This window comes from Microbispora sp. NPDC046933 (assembly GCF_040644635.1).
GTDB lineage: Bacteria > Actinomycetota > Actinomycetes > Streptosporangiales > Streptosporangiaceae > Microbispora.
The window spans coordinates 40691-61560 of the sequence record NZ_JBEYWW010000006.1 but is presented as its reverse complement, the minus strand read 5'-3'; the positions used below and the strand labels follow the sequence as shown (position 1 = coordinate 61560).

Here is a 20870-nt window from a genome sequence, read left to right as displayed (position 1 = left end):
GCGGACCTAGTGGGCGGGTGCTGCGGAACGGCGGCGCCGGATGAGGGCGATCGTGATCGTGGGGATCAGAGTCAGCGCGGCGATGGCGGTGCCGACCACGGCGGGGCCGGTGCTCCCCAGGGACGAGTCGAGGGCGCGCCCGGCGATCCAGGTGCCGACCGCGGTCCCGAAATTGAACGCCGAGACGCTGAGGGCGGACGCCAGGGTGGGCGCCGGCCCCGCGAAGCGGACGGACAGGGAGATCAGCACCGGGTTGGCGCCGAGCCCGAAGAACCCCAGCAGAGCGACCAGAACGACCGTGGCCCAGGCGTGGTCCGACAGCAGACAGATCGCCAGCAGCAGGACCGTGGCCCCCGCGGCCGCCGCGATCGTCACGGTGTGCGGGCGGACGTCCCCCAAGCGGCCCCCGACCAGCGAGCCCGCCAGGGCTCCGGCGCCGAAGCCGACGAGCACCAGCGGCACGAGCCCGGCCGCGACACCGGTCCGGCCGGTCAGCAGCGGCGCGATGTAGGAGTAGGCCGACAGCACCCCGCCGGTCGTGGCCGCGCAGGCCGCCAGCACCAGCCACAGGCGACCCGAGCGCAGAGCCGTCACCTCCGACCGGACCGACACCGCCCGATGATCTGCGCCGTCGTGCGGGACGGTGCGGCCGATCAGCCCGGCGACCGCCGTGGCGAGGACCGCGAGCACCCAGAACGGGCCCCGCCAGCCCACCAGCTGCCCGGCGAACGCGCCGAGCGGCACACCGACGACATTGGCGAGCATGCCCCCGGCGCCCACCAGGCCCAGGGCACGGGAGCGTGCGGCGGGACCCGCGGCGCGGCCGGCGGCCACGTTGGCCACCGCCCAGAACGCCCCGGTGGCCAGCGCCGTCACGAACCGTGCCGCCAGCAGCAGCGCGAAGCTGGAGCCGGCCGCGACGATGAGGTGCCCGGCGGCGAACACGCCCAAGGCCAGCATCAGCGTCGATCGCCTGGGCAGCCGCAGCGTCAGCATCGCGGTCAAGGGCGCGCCGACGATCATCCCGACCGCGAACACCGTGATCAACAACCCCGACCGGGGCATGCTCACCCGCAGGTCGCCTGAGATCTCCGGCAGCAGGCCCGCCACCACGAACTCCGTCGTGAGCATCAAGAAGGTGCCCAACGCCAGCACATAGACCACCAGCGGCAGCCGCGCGGGCGGCTGCCCGCGCTCGCCGGGCGCGTCGGCGTCACCCGCGCCCGCGGGCCGCCGCAGGGCTTCTCCTCGCGTACTCATGTCCATCTCCGCATCCAGGTCGCGTTCAACGTGCTGACGCCCAGGACAACCGTTTTTCCGTACGGGAGGCAGAGCGCGTTCGTCGGGGGGACAACCTCAACCCCCCTGCGTGGTGACCTGCGGATTACCGTGGATGACATGGACGACCGACCCGACAACCCCGCCGGCGGCCGGGCCGCCGAGCGGGCCGGTAACCGCGCCGAGATCCGGGACTTCCTCGCCACCCGCCGAGCCAAGATCACTCCGGAGCGGGCCGGGCTGCCCACCAGCGGCCGGCGCCGGGTGCCCGGGCTGCGCCGCGAGGAAGTCGCCGTGCTGGCCGGAGTGAGCACCGAGTGGTACACGCGGCTGGAGAAGGGTCACATCAGCGGCGTGTCCGAAGACGTGCTCGACGCGGTCGCCCAGGCACTGCGACTGGACCAGGACGAACGCACCTACCTGTTCGACCTGGCCCGCGCCGCCCGGCCCAGCCGCCGCACACCGTCCCGGCGCAAGGACGTCCAGGTCCCGCCCCGTGTCCAGTGGCTGCTGGACTCCATGACCATGTCCTCGGCGTTCCTGCGCAACGGCCGCCAGGACATCATCGCCCACAACCCGCTGGCCCGAGCCCTGCACGCACCGGTCTTCGACAGCCCCACCACCACCGAGCACGGCCGCGCCAACATCGCCCGCTACATCTTCCTCGACCCGGCCGCCCACCGGTTCTTCGTCGACTGGGACGAGGCCGCCGCCGCCACCGCCGCACTGCTGCGCGCCGAAGCCGGACGCGAACCCCACGACCGGGCCCTGCGCGAACTCGTCGGCGAGCTGTCCACGCTCAGCCCTCGGTTCCGCAGCCAGTGGGCCGCCCACGACGTCCGCATCCGCCACGACGGCATCAAGCGGCTATGGCACCCACAGGTCGGCGACCTGGAGCTGACCTACCAGTCCTTGGACCTGCCCGTGTCCAACCGGACGGTGTACGACCTCACCATCTACACCGCCGAACCGGGCAGCACCTCTGAAGAGCGACTCAAACTCCTCACCAGCCTGGCAGCCACCCAGCCGCAGGCAACACGACCCATCAGCCGGCAGGGCTGAGCCTCGACAGCCTGCCCTCGGCCGACACCCGCAACGGCTAGGCCGACTTTCGCCGCAGCGGCCTCGGTCAGACGAGGGCGAGCTGCCGGTCGGGGGAGCGGCGCCGCCTCCAGCGCCGGGTGTCCCTGCCGATGCCGTAGGTCTCGGCGAGGACGCGCACCTGCTCGGCGATCCGCCGCCGGTAGCCGTCCTCGGCGACCTGGCCCTTGCCGTACAGCGCCTGGTAGCGCGGCACCAGACCGGGATGCTCGCGCTCCAGCCACCCCATGTACCACTCCCGGACGCCGGCGGGCAGGCGCAGCACGACGGGCGTCACGCTGACCGCGCCCGCCTCGGCCGCCCGCCGTACGGTCGCCAGCAGGTGATCGGTGGAGTCGGTGATGAGCGGCAGGATCGGCGCCATCAGCACACCGCAGGGAATGCCGGCCTCGTTCAGCGCGGCGCAGATCTCCAGGCGCCGCTGCGGCGTCGCGGTCCCCGGCTCCACGGCGCGCCGCAGGCGGTCGTCCACGAAACCGACCGACACCATCGCGCCGACCTGAGTCACCTTCGCGGCCTCGCGTAACAGGTCCAGGTCGCGCAGGACCAGGGGGCTCCTGGTGAGCACGGTGAACGGGTTGGCCGCGTCGGCCAGGGCCCGGATGACGCCGGGCATCAGGCGGTAGATCTCCTCGGCCGGCTGGTAGCAGTCGCCGGTGAGGCCCAGCGCGAGCGGCTCGCCGCTCCAGCGGGGGGAGGCCAGCTCGCGCCGCAGGCGGCGGGCCAGGTCGGTCTTGACCACGATCTTCGTGGAGAAGTCGCGGCCCGGGTCCAGGCCGAGATAGCGGTGGCCGCGCCGGGCGGTGCAGTAGCCGCAGCCCGCCTCACAGCCCCGATAGGGGCTCGCGCCCCATGTGAAGGGCATCTCGGCGGCCTCGGGCACCCGCTCGAGCGCCGCGCGGGCCGGCACCTCGTAGCAGGTGATGCCGTCGAAGACGCGGGTGACGGCCTGCCGCTCGATGCGCGGGCGGACGGGGCCCTCACCGACGAGCGACTGCTGCACCGACTTCTGCCCGGCCTGCCGCACCGTCTGCTGCTGCCCTCGGGGCCGCGCAGGGGTCTGGTCCCCCGCGCGGGAAGTGGCGTCGCGACGCATGAGGTTCAGTAGAACACGCATTCGACCGTCACGCCAAGTGTCCACGCCCACCCGCGCCCGCCCGTACGGTGCCTGCCTGAGTGGGGCCTGTCTGAGTGGGGCCTGTCTGAGTGGGGCCGTGCGGTCAGAGCTCGGCGGAGGCGGCGGCGTGACAGGCGCCGTACCCGTCGGCGCGGGCGACCACGCGGCCCGATCGCACCCGGACGGCCACCTCGGTGCCGTCGCTCACGGCGGTCACCCCGGCCGCCGCCGCGACGGCCCCCTCTTCGTCGTGCACCACGCGCAGGCACGGCCAGGCCGGTGCGGGCAGCGCCCGCCGCAGACAGGCCCGCAGGTCGGCGAGGGTCAGCCGGGCGAGCGGCCCCAGCTCGCCGGGGTCGCCGGTGACCAGGACCGCGGTGACCTCGTCACCGGGCGGTGCGGCCCGCACCGCCTCCTCCACCGCCCCCAGGCGGTGCAGCCCGAGGACCGCCACCACGCCGTCACGCGCGAGCGGGGCCGGCTCGCCCCGCAGCGCGTCCACTGCCGGCGGCGGCGACCAGGGCTCGCCGGCGGGTCGCGCGAGGGGGACGAAGGGCAGGTGAGGGAGGTCCCATCGGTCGCCGAGATCGAGGTCCGCGAGCCCCTCGCACGCCGCGACGATGTCGAACGGCTCGGCGAACCCGGGCGCAGCGTCGGCCATCTGGCTCGCGCCGTACAGGGTGGTCAGGGCCGTCTCCGCGACCCGCACCCGCCGCCGCGCGGAGGCGTGCCCGTCCAGTCGTTCGAGCGCGAGCCCGAGCACGATCGCGTTCAGCTTCATGAGCTGCGCGAACGGCTGGCGGACCCGCTGGTCGGCGAGCACCTCCGGCATCAGGTCCATGCCGAGCCTGGCCGGGTCGTCGGTGGCCAGCGGAAGCCGGGAGACCCAGGCGCGGGCGAAGGCGGCGAGCGCCTCCCCGGCCGTGGCCGCGCCAGGTGTCTTGGCACCCGGTGTCCCAGATGTCTCAGCTGTCTCGGTGCCGGGCGTCCCGCCCGGCGCGGCCTCCCGCTCGGCCAGATCGGCCAGCACCGAGAAGTACAGCGCCCGCTTGCCCGGGAAGTTGGAGTAGACCGCGCCTCGGGTGAGTCCGGCCCGGTCGGCGATCGCGTCCACCTTGGCCTCGCGGAACCCCCGCTCGGCGAACTCGTCGCGGGCGGCGGCCAGCACCTTGGCCCGGTTGAGCGCCTGAAGCTCGGCCCTCGTGAGGCGTTTCATCCCTCTCCTCGTCCGCGTACGCCCGCTTGCCGTACGGCGGAACCCAAGATACCTTCACCACTCAGATGACAAGAACATCTGATTTGAACATCTGGAGCTGTCCGTGATCACTCTGCCCGAGGTGGACCTCACCGACCCCGAGGTCCTGCGCGACCCCTTCACCGCCTACGGACGCGTGCGCGAACGCGCTCCGCTCGCGCGGCTGACGATTCCCGGCCTCGGCCCGATATGGGCCCTGACCCGGTACGACGGCACGCGGGCGATGCTCGGCGACGCCCGTTTCGAACTCACCGCCGACAGCTTCATGCGCCCGCAGGTCCCCGACGACTGCCTGCCGTACATGCGGACCATGAGCGAGATGAACGGCCCCGAGCACGCGCGGCTGCGCAAACTGGTCGCCCCGGCCTTCACCCCCCGGCGGGCCGCCGAGTTCCGGCCCCGGATCGAAGCCATCGTCGACGCCCTGCTCGACGACCTGCCCGCGCACGCCGACGGCGGACAGGTCGACCTGCTGCGGCACTTCGCCCGGCCGCTTCCGATGGACGTCATCTGCGCGCTGGTCGGCATCCCCGAGGAGGACCGCCCGCGCTGGCGCGAATGGGGCGCCACCGTCGCCGCCGGGGCGGGCAGCGACTTCGCGCGGGCCATCCCGGGCATCATGGCGGGCGCCAGGGACGCCGTCGCCGCCCGCCGCGCCCTGCCCCCGCAGGAGAACGGCCCGGGGGACGTGCCGCGGGACGTGCTGGGCGACCTGGCGCGCGTCCAGGCCGAGGACGGGGACCGGCTGAGCGACACCGAGATCGTCACCATGGTCTGGCACCTGGTCCTCGCCGGTCAGACGCCGACCAACCTCATCGCCAACGCCGTGGCCGCCCTGCTGTCCCACCCCGCCCAGCTCGCCGCCGTACGCTCCGATCCCGCGCTGATGCCGGGGGCCGTCGAGGAGCTCATCCGCTGGTGCGGCCCCGCACTGCTGGCGATCCCGCGCCACGCCCGCCAGGACGTCGAACTGCACGGCGTGACCGTGCCCAAGGGGGCGAAGGTCACCGCCCTGGTCGCCGCGGCCAACCGCGACCCGCGGGTGTTCGCCGACCCCGACCGGCTGGACGTGACCCGGGCGCCCGGCGCCGGCCACCTGGGGTTCGGCCACGGCCCGCACTTCTGCCTCGGCGCGTCCCTCGCCCGCGTGCAGACCCAGGTCGCGATCACCGCGCTGCTGCGCCGCTTCCCCGGCCTGGCCATGGCCGCCCCGCCCGACGAGCTGCGCGCCCCCGACCCCGGCACGTGGCGGCTGGCCGCGCTGCCGGTGACCCTGTGAAACACGGCCCATGACGCGGTGCCCGCTCAGTGCTCGCTCAGTGCTCGCTCAGTGCTCGCTCAGTGCTCGCTCAGTGCTCGCTCAGTGCTCGCTCAGTGCTCGCTCGGCGCTCGCCTGGTGGCCGGGAGCGGGCGAGGCGCGGGCTCGCCATCGGGTCAGGCCACGGCGACCCAGGTGAACCGGCCGTCGGAGCGGCGCTCGGCGAATGTCCTCACGCCGGGAAAGCGTGCCTCCAGCTCGAAGGACTTCAGCATCAACGCGAAACCGAGCCGCATGGCCCCGGATGAAGTCGCCCCGCTCGCGTCCGCAGCGCGCGATTGGTCAACAAGCCTGGAGCGCCTGGCTGGCCCGCCCATGGCTTTGCGGAGCCACGCCGAGTAAAATTGGGACAAGCGTTCAGTTTTATCGGAGAGGTTCCCATGCCCTGGCTCCTGCTCGTCGCCGCGATCGCCTCGGAGGTCCTGGCCACCTCCGCGCTCAAACTCAGCGACGGCCTGACCCGCTGGGGCTGGACCGTTGTGGTCGCCGCCGGGTACATCGCCTCGTTCGTCCTGCTGGCCTGGGCGCTCAAGCTCCGCATGCCCGTCGGCATCGCGTACGCGGTGTGGGCGGGCACCGGGACCGCGGCGATCGCGCTGATCGGCGCGCTGTTCCTCGGCGAGCACATGAACCTCGTCAAGGCCGCCGGCATCGCGCTGATCATCGCCGGGGTCGCCGTGCTCAACCTCTCCGGGGCGCACTGATCGATCGGCTCCGATCGATTGACCCCGGCGGCGGGCGCCCGCCAAAGGTGATCCGGACAGCTCCCCGGCCGGCGGCGGAGCCCCGACGACCCAGGGGAGGAGCACGGCGTGCCCGATCAGGACCGGCCCGCACCCGTCCCGGCGGCCCCCGCACGCGGCGTCGCCGCACAGGCCGTCGTCTCACCCCAGCCGCGGCGCCCGCAGGAGCGCGCCGTACGCCGCAGGGAGGCGCTGCTGGACGCGGCCGTCGACCTGCTCGGCGACGGCGGCTTCGCCGCCGTGACGCACCGGGCCGTCGCCCGCCGGGCCGGCCTCCCCCTCGCCGCCACCTCCTACTACTTCACCAGCCGCGACCAACTGCTGGCCGAGGCCTTCTCCCTGCTGGTCGAGCGCGAACTCGCCGGCATGCGAGCGACGGTGGACCGCCTCGCGGGCCGTGCGCCGGCCGCGGTCGCCGAGACGCTCACCGGCGTGTACGCCTCCGACCGCCTGCGCCAGCTCGGCCTGTGGGAGCTGTACCTGCAGGCGGGCCGCGACCCCGCGCTGCAGGCCATCGCCCGCGCCTGGACCGACGGCTGCGACGAGATCGTCGCCGCGGTGCTGGAACGCGCCGGCTACCCCTGCGGGCCCGCGGAGGTCCGGCTCGTCGCCGGTCTGCTGTCGGGCCTGTGGGTGGAAGACGTCGTCGAGGCCCGCCCCGACGGCAGGGACCGCGCCCGGGAGGCGGTGGCCCGCGCGCTGGCCGCGCTCGGACCGCCCGCTAGGGTCGGCCCATGATCTTCCATCTCGCGCTCGCCGCCGACTGGGACGCGGCCGTCACCGCGGGCGAGTACCGCGTCTCGACCCTCGGCCGGACCCTGGAGGAGGAGGGCTACATCCACGCCTCGGCCGACCTGGCCCAGGCACGCGGCGTCGCGGGCCGCTACTACGGACACGTCACCGAGCCCCTGGTGCTGCTGGAGATCGACGAGGCCCGGCTCGGCTGCGTGGTCAGGCTGGAGGTGCCCGAGGGGACGGACGAGGCGTTCCCTCACATCTACGGGCCGATCCCGGTGGCCGCCGTCACGGCCGTCACGCCCTTCTCCCGCTGAGTGTCCGATACGTTCAAGACGGCCGGCCCGCCCGCCTCCTACCGTGGCCGTCATGGCACCTGCGTTCGATCTCATCGGCCTGGTCGTGACCGACATGGCCGCTTCCCTGTCCTTCTACCGGCGGCTCGGGCTGGACATCCCGCCCTCGGCCGACGCCGAGCCCCACGTCGAGGTGACCCTTCCCGGCGGGCTGCGCCTCGCCTGGGACACCGTCGCGACCGTCCGTTCGTTCGACCCCTCCTGGTCTCCCGCGTACGGCGGGCCGCGCATGGGGCTCGCCTTCCGCTGCGACGGCCCGGAGGAGGTCGATCACCTGTACGCGGACCTGGTCAAGGCCGGATACGAGGGACACCTGCCGCCCTGGGACGCGTTCTGGGGACAGCGCTACGCGACGGTGCACGACCCGGACGGCAACGGCGTGGACTTGTTCGCCGCCCTGCCCGCCGACTGACCGGGTGGTGGTCAGCGGATCAGCGTGCCGAGCGTCACGCCGGTCAGCGACCTCACCTCACGTGACAGGTGGGCCTGGTCGGCGTACCCGGCCACGGCGGCCACCGAGGCGAACGGCGTGCCGGCGCGGGCCAGGTCCACCGCCCGGTTCATCCGCAGGATGCGGCCGAGCGTCCGCGGCCCGTAGCCGAAGGCGTCCAGGCAGCGGCGGTGCAGCCGCCGTTCGCCGACCCCCGCGTCGGCGGCGATCCGCGCGACCGGCACGCCCGCGCGCACGCCGTCCACGACAGCGCCGACGAGAGCGGCGTCGACGGGGCGGGGCGCCGCGCCCAGCCGCCGCTCCGCCGCCTCCTCCAACACCGCACCCAGACAAGGGCCCGAATCCGCGACCTCGCCCGCCCGCTCCGTCAGCCGCCGCACCTCGGCGCCCGGCCACAGGCCGGCCAGCGGCACCCGCCGGTCGCGCAGCTCGTGCGCCGGGATCCCGAGGACCACCGGCCCGGTGCCCGGGCCGAAGCGCAGCCCCACATACCGGGCGCCGGGCCGGTCGGCCACCACGTGCGCGGCGGTGTCCGGCCCCGCCACCAGCAGCGCGCCGTCCGCCCAGATCACGTCCATGCATCCGTCCGGCAGCACGCGCCGCGTGGCGGTTCCGGAGCCGGGGGAGGTGCTCCACCACAGCACCGCGCCCGGCACACACGAGGCCCTCTCCCGATACACGCGGGCGATTATCCCGCGCCCGGGGGCGCACGCGGTGGCCTTCGGCCGATCGGTGAAGTCACCGACCTGCCCGCCAGTTGAGCCGAAGGTGCGTGGTTCATCCTGGTTTATCTGTCGGACATAGGGTTGGCGCGTGGCACTGCGACTTGTTCAGGTGAATTTCAAGGCACGGGACGACGCGGCGCTCGGCCGGTTTTGGGCGGAGGCGCTCGGCTGGGGTGTCTCCAGCGAGGGACCCGGTGTGACCAACGTCGAACCCGTGGACTTCGTCTGGCCGGACCCCGTCGCCGTCTGCGTCGATGTCGTCACCGTCCCGGACCCCGAAACGGTGAAGTACCGGGTGCACCTCGATCTCGCCACCACCTCTGTGGCCCATCAGGCGGAGTTGGTCGCGCGTCTGAAGGAGCTCGGTGCGACGCCCGCCGATGTGGGCCAGGGCGACGTCCCGTGGACGGTCCTTGCCGACCCGGAGGGCAACGTGTTCTGCGTGCTGGAGCCTCGGGAGATCTACCGGGACACCGGGCCGATCGCCGCGGTGGTGGTCGACTGCGCCGACCCCCGGGCCATGGCCCGGTTCTGGGGCGAGGCGATCGACTGGACCCTGCACGAGGTGACCGACGACCACGCACGGCTGCGCTCCGCCAAGGGGGTCGGGCCGTATCTCGAGTTCCTCCGCACGCCCGACGTGACCGTGTGGAACCGCGTCCATCTCGACCTGCTGCCGTACCGCGGTGACGATCAAGCGGCGGAGGTGGCCCGGCTGCAGACCCTCGGCGCGACGCTCGCCGACGTCGGGCAGGGCGACGTCCCGTGGATCGTCCTCGCCGACCCGGAGGGCAACGAGTTCTGCGTCCTCGCTCCGGCCTGACACGGAGCCTTCCCCCGCCCGCCTGCCGGACAGCGGCTGCGCGATCAACGAGCGGTGGCAGGCCTCAGGGTGGCGCTCGGCGCAGAGCAACGCTGCGGTGCCGACACGATCGGCGTGAGATCGGCGCGATCGAGATCCTGAGCACCGTAAATCACCCGCCTGTCTACTACTCGTGCCGCCTCCGGCAGCCCTGCCGGAGGCGGCGAGGTCGCATCAGGCGACGGCGGTCCCCTCGAGCTCGACCATCAGGTCGGGGATCGCCAGCCGTGCCACCCCGAGCATCGTGGTGGTCGGCGCCACCCCGGCGGCGCCCAAACGCGAGGCCAGCACGCCGTAGTGCTCGAAGAGCCGATCGACGTCGGTGGTGTAGACGTTGAGCCGGACGAGGTTCGCGAGGGACATGCCGGCCTCGCCGAGCACGGCCTCCAGGTTGTCGAGGCTCAGCGCCAACTGCGCCGCCATGTCATCGGCGTGCTGGGGCTTGCCGTCGCCGCTCATCGCGGTCTGCCCGGAGACGTACAGGGTCCGGGTGTGCCCGGAGACGATCTCACCCTGGTTGTACCCCAGCTCCGTCGACCACGCCCACGGGTTGACCGCCGCTCGCTCCACTGCCACATCAGCTCCATTCGATTCGCCGGCATCAGGTACGTCGATCGGCTCGGTAGCCGCCGACTTCGGCCGCGTTGATGAGCCTCCCAACGAATCACGACATCCTGTGTCGTATATCTCGGTAACGTTCTCGTGTGCGCGCCGACCGGTTGGTCTCGCTGGTGTTGCTGCTACGGCAGCACGGTCGGCTGTCCGCGGCCGCGCTGGCCCGCGAGCTGGAGGTTTCCACCCGCACCGTGCTGCGCGACATCGAGGCGCTGTCCGCGGCCGGCGTCCCGGTCTACGCCGAACGCGGCCGGCACGGCGGTTTCGCGTTGTTGCCCGGTTTCCGGACCGAGCTCACCGGACTGAACCCCGACGAGGCCCTTGCCCTGCTGGTCGCCGGATCGCGGCGCGGCGCGCAGGCATTCGGCCTCGGCTCGGCGCTCGCTTCGGCGATGCTCAAGGTGGTTGACGCGCTGCCCGAAAGCTATCGGACCACCGCGGCCGGCGCGGCCGAGCGATTGCTCGTCGACCCGGAGACCGACCTGCTCTCGCGTCGGCTGGTCACCGAGGAGGTGTCCGACGCCGTAGCGGCCGAGATCCTGCGTGCGGTGTTCGCCGGACACAAGCTGCGGATCCACTACGCGGCTGTGGACGAGACCCCGAAGTGGCGCACGGTGGACCCGATCGGCCTGGTCACCGTACGCGACCGGGGCTACCTGTTGGCCACGAGGTCTGGCGCGGACCGCACCTACCGGCTGTCCCGGGTCTTGGCCGCCGAGGAACTCCCCGAACCCGCACAGCGACCGGACCGGATCGATCTGGCCCGGGCCTGGCAGGAACGCAGCACGCGGTTTCGGGCCGGCGGCGACCAGGTCACCGTGCTGGTACGGGTGGACCCGGCGCGGCGGGAGGACCTGCTGGGCACCGCGCTGGCCGTCGGCGCCGAAGAAGCCGACTCAGACGGGTGGCTGCGGCTGGAGGTGACCTTCCAAGATCCGAGACACGCCGAATGGGCGCTGTGGCAGCTCAGCACGAACGCGGAAGCCCTGGCCCCGCAGTGGTTGCGCAACTCCCTGCGCGACCGGGCCGCCGCACTCGCCACCCGCTACGGACTGTCATCCTGAGAGTTGCCGCCTTCTGCGGGCCGCCGCCGACGCGATTCGGACCGCTCCCCACCCGTGGTGAGCTCGCCGTGCACCCGCCGTCTTGGGTCGTGGATCCGATCAGCGGGCACCCAGAGGGCCTCACCGACTGCGTCCGACACGGCCCTCGTCCCACACCGGCTCGGCGCTCTCGTACACGCCCCCGTCAGCGCCGAACACGAGGAAATGGGTCTGGGCGAAGTGGCCGGGCGCCACCCGGGCGCCCAGCCGTACGGAACCGCTGTGGCGCACCGAGGCGACTCGGCCCCAACGTGCTCGCCCGCAGCGAGTTCCTGTACGCCACCTTGGTGAAGGCCGGGGTCGTCAACCCCACCTGTCCGCCGCCGCGTACGGGCTGTCGAACCACGTGATCGGGTCCGCGCTCATGCAGGCGACCTGGACGGCCGGGGGAGAGCACGCCACAGGACAAGCCACAGGACAGGCCGCCCGTGAGCACTTCCTTGCCAAGAGCGACCGGTATCCCGTCCTCGCCGCGCATGGCCCCCTGGTCGCCGACGCCGACTGGGACACCAGCTTCACCATCGGCCTCGACTGGCTCCTGGACGGCATCCAGGCCGTCACGGCCACCGCCGGGACGGCCATGGAGCCCGGCGCGAGCGGCTGAGCACGCCCGTTCACCGGCTCGGTGCGGCGGGTGCGCCGCCCGCCGCCTTGGCGTAGCGGCGGGCCAGATGCGCGAAGGCCTCCCTGAGCTCGGCCGGGCCGACGACCTCGATGTCGGCGTCGAACCTGCCGACGGCGGCGGCCAGGCCGACCCACGACCACGAGCCCAGCACGAGCCGGCAGCGGTCCGGGCCGAGCTCCTCGACGACCGCGTCGCGGGTGTAGCGGGACACGGCCGCAGCGGGCAGGCCGAGGATCACCTCACCCCGGCAGGGCCAGTCGCCCGAGCCGTCGAAGCCCCGGAACCTGCCCGTCACGAAGGCGGCCACATCACCTCCGGGCAGCTCGCGCGGGGTGAAACGCGGCCCCGCGGGGGAGCGCGGGGTGATCCGATCCGCGCGGAAGGTACGCCAGTCCTCACGGTCGAGGTCCCACGCGACGAGATACCAGCGCCCGCCCCAGGTGACCAGATGATGAGGCTCCACCCGGCGCGGCGGCGTCAGCACGCCCTCGTCGTCCGCTTCCGGCGGGGATGCGGCCGCGTAGTCGAAGCGCAGCACCTCACCGGCGTGGACGGCGGCGCTGAGCGCCATGAGGACGCCGCTGTCGACCTGTGCGTCCGGCCGCGCCGCGGGCCGCTCGACGGCGATGACCTGGAAGGTGTCGATCCGGCGGCGCAGCCGTGCGGGCATGACCTGCCGGACGGTGTTCAGCGCGCGCGCCGCGGCCTCCTCGATGCCGGCGCCGGTCGCGGCGGCTGTCTGGAGGGCCACGGCGAGAGCGACGGCCTGGTCGTCGTCGAACAGCAGCGGAGGCATCTGCGAACCGGCATCGAGCCGGTATCCGCCGTCGGGCCCCTTGAAGGTCGTGATCGGATAACCGAGCTCGCGGAGACGGTCCACGTCACGGCGGACCGTGCGCGCACTGATGTGCAGCCGCGCGGCCAGGTCCTCGCCCGACCAGTTACGACGGGTCTGCAGCAGCGAGAGAAGCGCGAGCAGCCGCGCGGACGTCTTCGGCATGAAACCCATCCTGCTCCAGTAGAGGACGCACCCTGTCCTCTACCCATGGGAATGTGAGGTCACCGACGCCGACCGAGGTCGAGCAGAAGCACGATCACCGCAGGTCATCCCAGTAGAGGACGCCCGTCCGCTACTTCGGGTGGTGACCACCGAACAACCGGCGGAGATCGCCCGGAGCACCGATCGCCGGGGCGGGCAGCCGCCACAGCGACGCGTGCCCGGCCGCCTTCGACTCGAGCTCGTCCGGCGCGGGTCCGATTGATCGAATGCTGGGAGCCATCATGTCCATCACCACCACGACCCACCTGAACTTCCGCGGCGACGCCCGCGCAGCGCTCGACTTCTATCACTCCGTCTTCGGCGGAAACGTCGTCGCCGTCACCTACAAGGACGCGGGCAACACGCAGAACCCGGACGAGGCGGACTGGGTGATGTGGGGCCAGGTGGTCGCGGACAACGGCTTCCACGTCATGGCCTACGACGTGCCCTCCCACACGCCGTGGAACCCGGGCGAGAACGCCGTCTTCGTCTCCGTACGCGGTGACGACACCGACGAGATCACCGCCCTCTGGGGCAAGCTGGCCGTCGGCGCGACCGTCGTGCAGCCGCTGGGCCCCGCGCAGTGGGCACCGCTCTACGGCATGCTCAAGGACCGCTTCGGCGTCGTCTGGGTCCTGGACGTCGCGGCACCGTACAACGGCTGAGTACAACGGCCGACCCCACACAGGGGGTGCGGCGGGCACCCGCCTGTCCGCCGCACCCCTCTGCCTTCCCGCTCCTGCCCGCACGGCAGGAGCGGGACTGCCGGCAAGGCCGCGGCAATCCGCCGAACGGCCCCCTGGATCGAAGAGGAATCGGATCACCGTGAGAATGCGCGAGCTGGGACGAACCGGCATCGAGGTCAGTGCCTACTGCCTGGGCACCATGATGTTCGGCCCAGTGGGCAACCCCGACCACGACGACTGCATCCGCATGACCCACCGGGCGCTGGACGCAGGCATCAACTTCGTCGACACCGCCGACGTGTACGGCTACAGCGAGACCGAGGAGATCGTCGGCAAGGCCCTCAAAGGCCGGCGTGACGACGTCGTGCTGGCCACCAAGGTCAACGGCCGGATGGGCGAGGGTCCCAACCGCCACGGCAGCTCACGGCGCTGGATCATCGCCGAGGTCGAGCACTCGCTGCGGCGCCTGCGGACCGACTACATCGACCTCTACCAGATCCATCACCCCGACCCCCGCACCGACATCGAGGAGACCCTGTCCGCGCTGACCGATCTGGTGCGCAGCGGCAAGGTCCGCGCCATCGGCTCCTCGAACCTGCCGCCATCGGAGATCGTCGAGGCGCAGTGGGTGTCCGAGCGGCGCGCTCTGCACCGGCTGCGCACCGAGCAGCCCACCTACTCCATCCTCAACCGCGGCATCGAACGAGAGGTCCTGCCCGTCTGCCGGCGCTACGGCCTGGGCGTGCTGGTGTGGGGCCCGCTGTCGTCGGGACTGCTGACCGGCCGCTACCGCAAGGGCGCCCCCCGCGCGGAGAACGCCAGGATGCACTGGGTGCCCAAGCACCTGACCGACGAGCGCAAGCTCGACGCCGTCGAACAGCTCATCACCGTTGCCGAGGAAGCCGGCATGTCCTTGCCCCACATAGCGATGGCCTTCGCCACCACCCACCCCGACGTCAGCGCGGCCATCATCGGCCCCCGCACCATGGAACAGCTCGAGGATCTGCTGGCGGGCGCCGCCGTCACCCTCGGCGACGACATCCTCGACAAGATCGACGAGATCGTCCCGCCCGGGACCGACATCGGCCCCCTCGACATCTCCTACGACCCGCCGGCCGTCACGCACCCGGCGCTGCGCAGGCGTCCGGCCGGCGACCGGGCCGCGGCCTGACACCATGACGGTCCTCCACAGCCGCGCACTCAACCGCGCCACGCTCGCCCGGCAGTTCCTGCTCGACCGCACCGACACACCCGTCCTCGGCGTCGTCGCCCACCTGTGCGGCATGCAGGCACAGGAACCGCAGGAGCCGTTCGTCGGGCTGTGGTCGCGGGTGCGAGCCTTCCACCCAGACACCTTGGACGGTCTGCTGACCGGACGGCACGTGGTGCGCACTCACCTGATGCGCCGCACCGTCCACCTCGTCACCGCCGACGACGCACTGGCCTGGCGGGCCCGGCACGACACCATGCTGCGCCAACGGGTGCTGACCACCTACCGCCGTGAACTCGCCGGACTCGACCCGGACGAGGTGGCGGCGGCCGGCAGGGACGTCATGGCCGACGGCCGGCCCCGCACGATGGCCGAACTCGTCGACGCGCTCACGGACCGCTGGCCCGCACCACCGCGCCGGGCCCTGGGCGAGCTGCTCGTCGCCGCGCTCATCCCGATGGCCCAGCTGCCCCCGCGCGGCCTGTGGCGCACCAAAGCAGGGGTACGCAACCTTCCCCTCGCCACATGGCTGGGACGCGACGTCACCCCGCTCCCTCCGGACGGCTCCGACCAGGCCGGCCAGGCTCTGGTCCGCCGCTATCTGGCCGCCTACGGGCCCGCCGCGTCCGCCGACCTGCGCGCCTGGTGCGGTCTGGCCGGGCTGCCCACCGCGGTCGAAGCCGTACGCGAAGAACTCATCGCCTTCCGCGACGAACGGGGCCGGCAACTGCTGGACCTGCCCGACGCACCGCGTCCCGACCCGGACACCCCCGCGCCTGTGCGGTTCCTGCCGGCCTTCGACAACGCGCTCCTCGGCTACCACGACCGCGACCGCATCGTCGACGACGCCCACCGCGGCCTGTCGGTCGCCGGCGCCCGCGTCGTCCTGGTGGACGGCCGGGTCGCCGCGACCTGGGACGTCACGGCCGGAACCCTGATCGTCACCCCGCTGCGCCGCCTCTCCCGATCCGACCGCGCCGCAGTGACCGAGGAGGGACGGTCGCTGGCGTCGTTCCTGTCGGACAACGACAGCGACCGTGTGCGGATCGACCCGTCTCCCCACTGAGCGCCAGGACGCCGGCACGGGAGGGGGCGGTCGCACTGTCAGTCACACTGTCAGTCGCACAGTCAGTCACACAGGGCCCGGGTCAGGCGCCGGGAGGCGAACCAGACCCCCGCCCCGGCCAGCACCACCAGGTAGGCCGCATGCCCCAGCAGCCCCCACCCCAGCACCCCCATGCACAGGCCGCGCACCAGCTCCACCGAGTGATAGAGCGGCGTGAGCTGGATCAGCACCTCGACCCCGACCGGATAGTCCCGCACGGGGGAGAACGTCCCGGAGAACAGGAACAACGCGAACTGCCCGGTGCCCATCAGGTCGAAGTCCTGCCAGCCGCGCATCAGCGTGCTGACGGCCATGCCCAGCCCGCCGAAGGCCAGCCCCACCAGCACGGTCGCCGGGAACGCGGCCAGCGCCCAGCCGGGCTCCGTCAGCCCCATCGCCACCATCACGACCAGGAAGATCGCGGTGTAGAGCGAACCCCGGACGATCGCCCAGACCAGCTCGCCCACCGCGATCTCGACGGGCCGCACCGGCGTCGCCAGCACCGCCTCGAACGTCTTCACATACTTCAACTTGAAAAAGAAGTTGAACGTCGTCTCGGCCAACGCCCCCGACATCGCCGACACCGCCAGCATCGCCGGCGCGACGAACGACGCGTACGACATGGTCCGCCCGTCCACCGTCAGCTCACCGATCAGCGCGCCGACGCCGACACCGATCGACAGCAGGTACAGCAGCGGCTCGAAGAACCCCGACAGCAGGACGATCCAGTACGACGGCCCGGAGCGCAGCGCCCCCACGTTGCGGCCGATGACGGCGCCCACCCGGCCGGGGGAGACCCGGGACGCCACCAGCGTCGTCACCATCAGTCAGTCCTCCAGCTTCCGGCGGAACGCCTGCACCGCCAGGAAAAGACCCGCCGCCGCCCACAGCAGCAGATACCCGGCATGCACCGGAACCGGCCAGGCCGGGGCCGCGCCGAGCGTCGCCGCCCGGCACAGCTCCACCGCGTGCCACAACGGCGAGGCGTACGCCAGCGGGCGCAACACCGCCGTGAGCTGCTCGACCGGGAAGAACACCCCCGCGAACAACGTCGAAGGGATCACCACGAACCGGAACAGCAGCGCGAAATAACTGTCGTGGTCGATCGTGGCGGCGAACGCCGCCACCGGCGCCGCCACCGACACCGTCAGCACCGCGCACACCAGCGGTGTGACCAGCGCCCACGGCGAATGCAGCCCGCCGAAGAACACCACCACGACCAGGAAGGCCACGACCGCGATCGTCACCCGGAAGACCAGGTAGAGCAGATGACCTCGGACCATGTCCGCGGGCCCCACAGGCGTGGCCCGCATCGCGTGATAGGCCCGGACCCACTTGAAGTCACCCAGCACCGCGTAGGTCGACTCGCCCACCGCGATCTGGAACGCCGTCGACGCGAGCACCCCCGGCACGATCCACGGCAGGTATTCGACTCCCTGCACCCTGCCGACGTAACTCCCCACACCGATGCCGATGCTCAGCAGGAACAGCACCGGCAGCACGAACGAGGAGAACACCGACGCCTGCCACAACCGCCGGTAGAGGGTCAGGTGCCGCTCCAGCACCGCCAGCGTCGGATGCACTCCATGGGTCACAGCCATCTCAGTCCACCAACGTCCGGCCCGTCAGATGGAGGAACACATCCTCCAGCGTCGACCGCCGCACCAGCACGCTCGACGGCTCCAACCCGCGCCGCTGGATCTCGGCCAGCGCGGCATCCCCGTCGTCCACGTAGACCAGCACCCGGTCGGGCAGCGGGTCGACCCGCTTGCCCACCCCCTCCAGCGCCGCCGCGTACCGCGACCCCGCCTCGGGCATCCCGGGAAGACGCAACTCGACCACCTCGGCCGTCGAGTAGGTCTCGATCAGCGACCTCGGCGACCCCTCCGCCACGATCCTGCCGCCGTCCATCACGACCAGCCGGTCGCACAACTGCTCGGCCTCGTCCATGTAGTGCGTCGTCAGCACCAGCGTGGTGCCCCGCTGCTTGAGCCGGAACAGCCGCTCCCACAACAGGTGACGGGCCTGCGGGTCCAGCCCTGTCGTCGGCTCGTCGAGCAGCACGAGATCAGGCTCGTTCACCATCGCCCGCGCGATCGTCAGCCGCCGCTTCATGCCACCCGACAGCGGCTCCACCTTCCCGTTCGCGCGGTCGCCGAGCTGCACGAACTCCAGCAGCTCGTCGGCCCGTCTGCGGCTTTCCGCCCGCGACAGCCCGAAATAACGGGCGTACGTCACCAGGTTCTCCCGCACCGTCAGGTCGGGATCGAGGTTGTCGAGCTGAGGACACACTCCCAGACGCGCCCGGATCCTCGGCCCGTCGTGAACCGCGTCCATACCCAGAATCCGCAGCTCCCCGGCGCTCGGCGTGGACACACACCCGATCATCCGCATGGTCGAGGACTTGCCGGCCCCGTTGGGCCCGAGAAAACCGAACGCCTCTCCCGGCGCCACCTCAAGGTCGATCCCGTTGACGGCGGTGAACTCCCCGAAGCGTTTGACCAGGCCACGCGCGTAGATCAAAGGTTGATCAGCCACGATCCGAGACCCTAACCAACGGCCCCGACATTTCCGCAACAGGTTATCCACCCCCCGTTGCGGGCCCTGTCCCGCCTCCCCGGCGCCCCCCCCGCGAAGACCGCCGGGCCGCCACCCGATCCACGTGGATACGGACGCCCCGAGGTGGCCGTACGCTGACTTGCGTGAACACGTTCGAGCTGGGCACGGACGGCCCGCGAGTGATCCTCGTCGGCATCGACGGCTCGGAGACCTCCCTGCGCGCCGCCGCCTACGCCTGGGGGCTCGCCCGCCGTCAGGGAGCGCACGTCGTCCTCGTCTACGTCACCAATCCCGGAACGATCAGCACCATGATGCCGGCCGCGTCGGCCTCGGTGATCGAGGCGGGGGAGCAGGTCGCCGCGGACTTACGCGAGCAACTGGAGCGCTTCGCCCAGACCGCCCACTCGCGCGTCGACTACACCTTCCGCACCGAGTACGGCGACGCCGCCGGCGTCCTCGCCAAGATCGCCGACGAGATCAGAGCCGACGCGGTCGTGGTGGGAGCCTCCACCCAGGCCGGTCACCGCTTCATCGGCTCGGTCGCGCTCCGCCTGGTCCGCACCGGCCGCTGGCCGGTCACCGTCGTCCCCTGACCCACCGCGCATCCACTGGGCCGGCTCAGCGGCGGTCCGGACCGGACACGTCCAGCGCCCGCAGGCCCTCCAGCACCCGCAGCAACGTCGCCTCGTCCGGGCCGTCCGCCCGCGCGCCCACCGGATGCCGCCGCACCCGCCGCGGCAGCGCACCCAAAGTCGCCCCCGAAGGCGGCCCCGAACACGCCCCCGCAGGAACGTTCGCGACCGAGGCCACCCGCTCCCGCGGACCCTCCGCCACCCCCGACCGCCCGCGCGGCCCCGGACCGGCCTCCTGGGCGCCGCCCGCTCCCGGCGCGATGGCCAGCTCACACCACACGATCTTGCCCCGATCCGGCGCCGAATAGTGGCCCCAGCTCCGGGCCAGGCTGCCGACCAGCGCGAGGCCCCGGCCGCTCTCGCCCGGCTCGCCCCCCGGATCGCCGTCCGCCGCGCCCCGCGACACCGGCTCCCGGTCGCTGACGTCCCACACCTCGATGAACAGGCTGCGCAGCCCCGGCGCCACCCGCACCCGCAGCGCCACCGTACGCAGGGCGACCGGGAACATCGACGAGGCCACCGGCGGACTCACCACGGCGTCCGTCGCCCGCACCGCGTTCGTCACCAGCTCGGAGACGACCAGCTCCGCCGTCTCGGCCAGATGCGCCAGCTCCCACCCCCGCAACTGGCGCCGTACGAACGCGCGCGCCCGGCGCGGGGCGGTCGCGGCGGACCCGAACACCTCGGACGCGGTCCTACGGCCCTCCTGCGAAGGGAAGGGAGAGGTCAGCATTCCGCTGGACGGGCCTGGAGGGACCGGCCGGCGAGGACCGGGACGGCCGGTCGGGGAAAACCCATGCCTCCGATCATCTGTCATGAGCCGCTGCAAAGTGGCCGGCTTCACGGCATTCGCCGAACTTTCTCCTTCCCCTCACCCACCCGCCACCGCCGTACATGACAGAAGATGGCAGGAACACAGAGCATGCTGGACACATGAACGGACACGCCACCGGCACCTTCGACATCACCAACTGGACCGAACTGGCCACCGAGGAGAAGGAAGGCGCCACCTTCGGCCGCAACCACATCACCAAGACCTTCCACGGCGACCTCGTCGGCGCCAGCACCGCCGAGATCCTCACCGTCATCACCCCCGACGGCCCCGCCGCCTACGTCGGCGTCGAACACTTCGACGGCACCCTCCACGGCCGCAAGGGCACCTTCGCACTCCAGCACAGCGCGGCCAGCCACAACGGCGAACAGTGGTTGAAATGGCAGATCGTTCCCACCAGCGGTACCGGCGAACTGGCAGGCCTCACCGGCGAGGGCACCATCCGCGTGGAGGACGGCCACCACTACCTCCTCGACTACACCCTGCCCGACGCCTAACCGCCCGCCGTCCGGGTAGCCGGGGT

The 20870-nt window shown here is 72.3% G+C and carries 25 protein-coding genes; 14 read left to right on the top strand and 11 right to left on the bottom strand.

Features of this window, described 5'->3' with window-relative positions; all coding sequences use genetic code 11:
* Window positions 1–6: 6 nt before the first annotated feature.
* Complete coding sequence (locus ABZ857_RS09875; RefSeq protein WP_357040388.1) at window positions 7–1260, bottom strand: MFS transporter; 1254 nt, start codon at window positions 1258–1260, stop codon at window positions 7–9.
* 138 nt (window positions 1261–1398) lie between these two features.
* Here ABZ857_RS09875 and ABZ857_RS09870 point away from each other — a divergent pair, with 138 nt between their 5' ends.
* Window positions 1399–2340 carry a helix-turn-helix transcriptional regulator gene (locus ABZ857_RS09870; protein WP_357040385.1) on the top strand — a complete coding sequence of 314 codons (942 nt, stop codon included), beginning with the start codon at window positions 1399–1401 and terminating at the stop codon, window positions 2338–2340.
* Between the two features lie 67 nt (window positions 2341–2407).
* On the opposite strand, the gene ABZ857_RS09865 is transcribed toward ABZ857_RS09870, so the two are convergent.
* Both ABZ857_RS09865 and ABZ857_RS09860 read right to left on the bottom strand, forming a co-directional pair.
* Complete coding sequence (locus ABZ857_RS09865; protein ID WP_357040382.1) at window positions 2408–3475, bottom strand: radical SAM protein; 1068 nt, start codon at window positions 3473–3475, stop codon at window positions 2408–2410.
* Between the two features lie 124 nt (window positions 3476–3599).
* Window positions 3600–4712: a helix-turn-helix domain-containing protein gene (locus ABZ857_RS09860; RefSeq protein ID WP_357040379.1), complete on the bottom strand. Its 1113-nt coding sequence runs from the start codon at window positions 4710–4712 to the stop codon at window positions 3600–3602.
* Between the two features lie 103 nt (window positions 4713–4815).
* Here ABZ857_RS09860 and ABZ857_RS09855 point away from each other — a divergent pair, with 103 nt between their 5' ends.
* From ABZ857_RS09855 to ABZ857_RS09835, 5 genes are all read left to right on the top strand, one after another.
* Window positions 4816–6030: a cytochrome P450 gene (locus ABZ857_RS09855; protein ID WP_357040376.1), complete on the top strand. Its 1215-nt coding sequence runs from the start codon at window positions 4816–4818 to the stop codon at window positions 6028–6030.
* A 419-nt stretch (window positions 6031–6449) separates the two neighbouring features.
* Window positions 6450–6773, top strand: coding sequence for a multidrug efflux SMR transporter (locus tag ABZ857_RS09850; protein WP_357040373.1), 324 nt, complete (start codon window positions 6450–6452; stop codon window positions 6771–6773).
* Window positions 6774–6881: 108 nt separating this feature from the next.
* On the top strand, window positions 6882–7550 hold the full coding sequence (locus tag ABZ857_RS09845; protein WP_357040370.1) for a TetR family transcriptional regulator: 669 nt from the start codon (window positions 6882–6884) through the stop codon (window positions 7548–7550).
* A complete protein-coding gene (locus ABZ857_RS09840) occupies window positions 7547–7864 on the top strand; it encodes a DUF952 domain-containing protein (RefSeq protein WP_357040367.1) in 318 nt (105 codons plus the stop codon). Before ABZ857_RS09845 ends, ABZ857_RS09840 begins: the two co-directional genes overlap by 4 nt.
* A gap of 52 nt (window positions 7865–7916) precedes the next feature.
* Window positions 7917–8315, top strand: coding sequence for a VOC family protein (locus tag ABZ857_RS09835; protein ID WP_357040364.1), 399 nt, complete (start codon window positions 7917–7919; stop codon window positions 8313–8315).
* Between the two features lie 11 nt (window positions 8316–8326).
* On the opposite strand, the gene ABZ857_RS09830 is transcribed toward ABZ857_RS09835, so the two are convergent.
* Window positions 8327–9034, bottom strand: a complete 708-nt coding sequence (locus ABZ857_RS09830; RefSeq protein WP_357040361.1) for a helix-turn-helix domain-containing protein — start codon at window positions 9032–9034, stop codon at window positions 8327–8329.
* A 133-nt stretch (window positions 9035–9167) separates the two neighbouring features.
* Between ABZ857_RS09830 and ABZ857_RS09825 the strand changes: the two genes are divergently transcribed.
* On the top strand, window positions 9168–9902 hold the full coding sequence (locus tag ABZ857_RS09825) for a VOC family protein (RefSeq protein WP_357040358.1): 735 nt from the start codon (window positions 9168–9170) through the stop codon (window positions 9900–9902).
* A 213-nt stretch (window positions 9903–10115) separates the two neighbouring features.
* Here the strand turns inward: ABZ857_RS09825 and ABZ857_RS09820 are convergent, their stop codons facing one another.
* Window positions 10116–10511 (bottom strand): RidA family protein, encoded by a 396-nt coding sequence (locus tag ABZ857_RS09820; protein ID WP_357041056.1) that lies wholly within the window; start codon window positions 10509–10511, stop codon window positions 10116–10118.
* A gap of 134 nt (window positions 10512–10645) precedes the next feature.
* Between ABZ857_RS09820 and ABZ857_RS09815 the strand changes: the two genes are divergently transcribed.
* Entirely contained in the window at window positions 10646–11620 is a 975-nt protein-coding gene (locus tag ABZ857_RS09815; protein WP_357040355.1) for a WYL domain-containing protein, read from the top strand.
* A 120-nt stretch (window positions 11621–11740) separates the two neighbouring features.
* Here ABZ857_RS09815 and ABZ857_RS09810 read toward each other — a convergent pair whose 3' ends face one another.
* Window positions 11741–11890, bottom strand: coding sequence for a hypothetical protein (locus tag ABZ857_RS09810; protein WP_357040353.1), 150 nt, complete (start codon window positions 11888–11890; stop codon window positions 11741–11743).
* A 133-nt stretch (window positions 11891–12023) separates the two neighbouring features.
* On the opposite strand from ABZ857_RS09810, the gene ABZ857_RS09805 reads away from it, so the two are divergent.
* The gene (locus ABZ857_RS09805; RefSeq protein WP_357040350.1) at window positions 12024–12263 is read left to right on the top strand and encodes a TetR/AcrR family transcriptional regulator C-terminal domain-containing protein; all 240 of its coding nucleotides are present in this window, start codon (window positions 12024–12026) and stop codon (window positions 12261–12263) included.
* 10 nt (window positions 12264–12273) lie between these two features.
* On the opposite strand, the gene ABZ857_RS09800 is transcribed toward ABZ857_RS09805, so the two are convergent.
* Window positions 12274–13284 carry a WYL domain-containing protein gene (locus tag ABZ857_RS09800; RefSeq protein ID WP_357040347.1) on the bottom strand — a complete coding sequence of 337 codons (1011 nt, stop codon included), beginning with the start codon at window positions 13282–13284 and terminating at the stop codon, window positions 12274–12276.
* Window positions 13285–13565: 281 nt separating this feature from the next.
* Between ABZ857_RS09800 and ABZ857_RS09795 the strand changes: the two genes are divergently transcribed.
* The 3 genes from ABZ857_RS09795 (at window position 13566) to ABZ857_RS09785 (ending at window position 16285) form a co-directional block, all read left to right on the top strand.
* Window positions 13566–13988: a VOC family protein gene (locus ABZ857_RS09795; protein WP_357040344.1), complete on the top strand. Its 423-nt coding sequence runs from the start codon at window positions 13566–13568 to the stop codon at window positions 13986–13988.
* 166 nt (window positions 13989–14154) lie between these two features.
* Window positions 14155–15180, top strand: a complete 1026-nt coding sequence (locus ABZ857_RS09790; protein ID WP_357041053.1) for an aldo/keto reductase — start codon at window positions 14155–14157, stop codon at window positions 15178–15180.
* Between the two features lie 4 nt (window positions 15181–15184).
* Complete coding sequence (locus ABZ857_RS09785; RefSeq protein WP_357040341.1) at window positions 15185–16285, top strand: winged helix DNA-binding domain-containing protein; 1101 nt, start codon at window positions 15185–15187, stop codon at window positions 16283–16285.
* A 62-nt stretch (window positions 16286–16347) separates the two neighbouring features.
* On the opposite strand, the gene ABZ857_RS09780 is transcribed toward ABZ857_RS09785, so the two are convergent.
* The 3 genes from ABZ857_RS09780 to ABZ857_RS09770 are packed head-to-tail and all read right to left on the bottom strand — an operon-like array spanning window position 16348 to window position 18862.
* The gene (locus tag ABZ857_RS09780; protein ID WP_357040339.1) at window positions 16348–17148 is read right to left on the bottom strand and encodes an ABC transporter permease; all 801 of its coding nucleotides are present in this window, start codon (window positions 17146–17148) and stop codon (window positions 16348–16350) included.
* Between the two features lie 3 nt (window positions 17149–17151).
* Window positions 17152–17925 carry an ABC transporter permease gene (locus ABZ857_RS09775; protein ID WP_357040336.1) on the bottom strand — a complete coding sequence of 258 codons (774 nt, stop codon included), beginning with the start codon at window positions 17923–17925 and terminating at the stop codon, window positions 17152–17154.
* A 1-nt stretch (window position 17926) separates the two neighbouring features.
* Window positions 17927–18862 carry an ABC transporter ATP-binding protein gene (locus ABZ857_RS09770; protein WP_357040333.1) on the bottom strand — a complete coding sequence of 312 codons (936 nt, stop codon included), beginning with the start codon at window positions 18860–18862 and terminating at the stop codon, window positions 17927–17929.
* A 164-nt stretch (window positions 18863–19026) separates the two neighbouring features.
* On the opposite strand from ABZ857_RS09770, the gene ABZ857_RS09765 reads away from it, so the two are divergent.
* Window positions 19027–19476 (top strand): universal stress protein, encoded by a 450-nt coding sequence (locus ABZ857_RS09765; RefSeq protein ID WP_357040330.1) that lies wholly within the window; start codon window positions 19027–19029, stop codon window positions 19474–19476.
* Window positions 19477–19501: 25 nt separating this feature from the next.
* Here ABZ857_RS09765 and ABZ857_RS09760 read toward each other — a convergent pair whose 3' ends face one another.
* Window positions 19502–20248 (bottom strand): ATP-binding protein, encoded by a 747-nt coding sequence (locus ABZ857_RS09760; protein WP_357040327.1) that lies wholly within the window; start codon window positions 20246–20248, stop codon window positions 19502–19504.
* A 200-nt stretch (window positions 20249–20448) separates the two neighbouring features.
* Between ABZ857_RS09760 and ABZ857_RS09755 the strand changes: the two genes are divergently transcribed.
* Entirely contained in the window at window positions 20449–20844 is a 396-nt protein-coding gene (locus ABZ857_RS09755) for a DUF3224 domain-containing protein (RefSeq protein ID WP_357040324.1), read from the top strand.
* Window positions 20845–20870: the final 26 nt, after the last annotated feature.

Bases quoted from the DNA above. Each gene is read 5' to 3' on its own strand.
- ABZ857_RS09865 (WP_357040382.1), bottom strand. From the start codon at position 3,475: ATGCGTCGCGACGCCACTTCCCGCGCGGGGGACCAGACCCCTGCGCGG.
- ABZ857_RS09835 (WP_357040364.1), top strand. From the start codon at position 7,917: ATGGCACCTGCGTTCGATCTCATCGGCCTGGTCGTGACCGACATGGCC.
- ABZ857_RS09875 (WP_357040388.1), bottom strand. From the start codon at position 1,260: ATGAGTACGCGAGGAGAAGCCCTGCGGCGGCCCGCGGGCGCGGGTGAC.
- ABZ857_RS09790 (WP_357041053.1), top strand. From the start codon at position 14,155: ATGCGCGAGCTGGGACGAACCGGCATCGAGGTCAGTGCCTACTGCCTG.
- ABZ857_RS09785 (WP_357040341.1), top strand. From the start codon at position 15,185: ATGACGGTCCTCCACAGCCGCGCACTCAACCGCGCCACGCTCGCCCGG.
- ABZ857_RS09780 (WP_357040339.1), bottom strand. From the start codon at position 17,148: ATGGTGACGACGCTGGTGGCGTCCCGGGTCTCCCCCGGCCGGGTGGGC.
- ABZ857_RS09805 (WP_357040350.1), top strand. From the start codon at position 12,024: ATGCAGGCGACCTGGACGGCCGGGGGAGAGCACGCCACAGGACAAGCC.
- ABZ857_RS09870 (WP_357040385.1), top strand. From the start codon at position 1,399: ATGGACGACCGACCCGACAACCCCGCCGGCGGCCGGGCCGCCGAGCGG.
- ABZ857_RS09795 (WP_357040344.1), top strand. From the start codon at position 13,566: ATGTCCATCACCACCACGACCCACCTGAACTTCCGCGGCGACGCCCGC.
- ABZ857_RS09840 (WP_357040367.1), top strand. From the start codon at position 7,547: ATGATCTTCCATCTCGCGCTCGCCGCCGACTGGGACGCGGCCGTCACC.
- ABZ857_RS09860 (WP_357040379.1), bottom strand. From the start codon at position 4,712: ATGAAACGCCTCACGAGGGCCGAGCTTCAGGCGCTCAACCGGGCCAAG.
- ABZ857_RS09800 (WP_357040347.1), bottom strand. From the start codon at position 13,284: ATGCCGAAGACGTCCGCGCGGCTGCTCGCGCTTCTCTCGCTGCTGCAG.
- ABZ857_RS09850 (WP_357040373.1), top strand. From the start codon at position 6,450: ATGCCCTGGCTCCTGCTCGTCGCCGCGATCGCCTCGGAGGTCCTGGCC.
- ABZ857_RS09775 (WP_357040336.1), bottom strand. From the start codon at position 17,925: ATGGCTGTGACCCATGGAGTGCATCCGACGCTGGCGGTGCTGGAGCGG.
- ABZ857_RS09760 (WP_357040327.1), bottom strand. From the start codon at position 20,248: ATGCTGACCTCTCCCTTCCCTTCGCAGGAGGGCCGTAGGACCGCGTCC.
- ABZ857_RS09755 (WP_357040324.1), top strand. From the start codon at position 20,449: ATGAACGGACACGCCACCGGCACCTTCGACATCACCAACTGGACCGAA.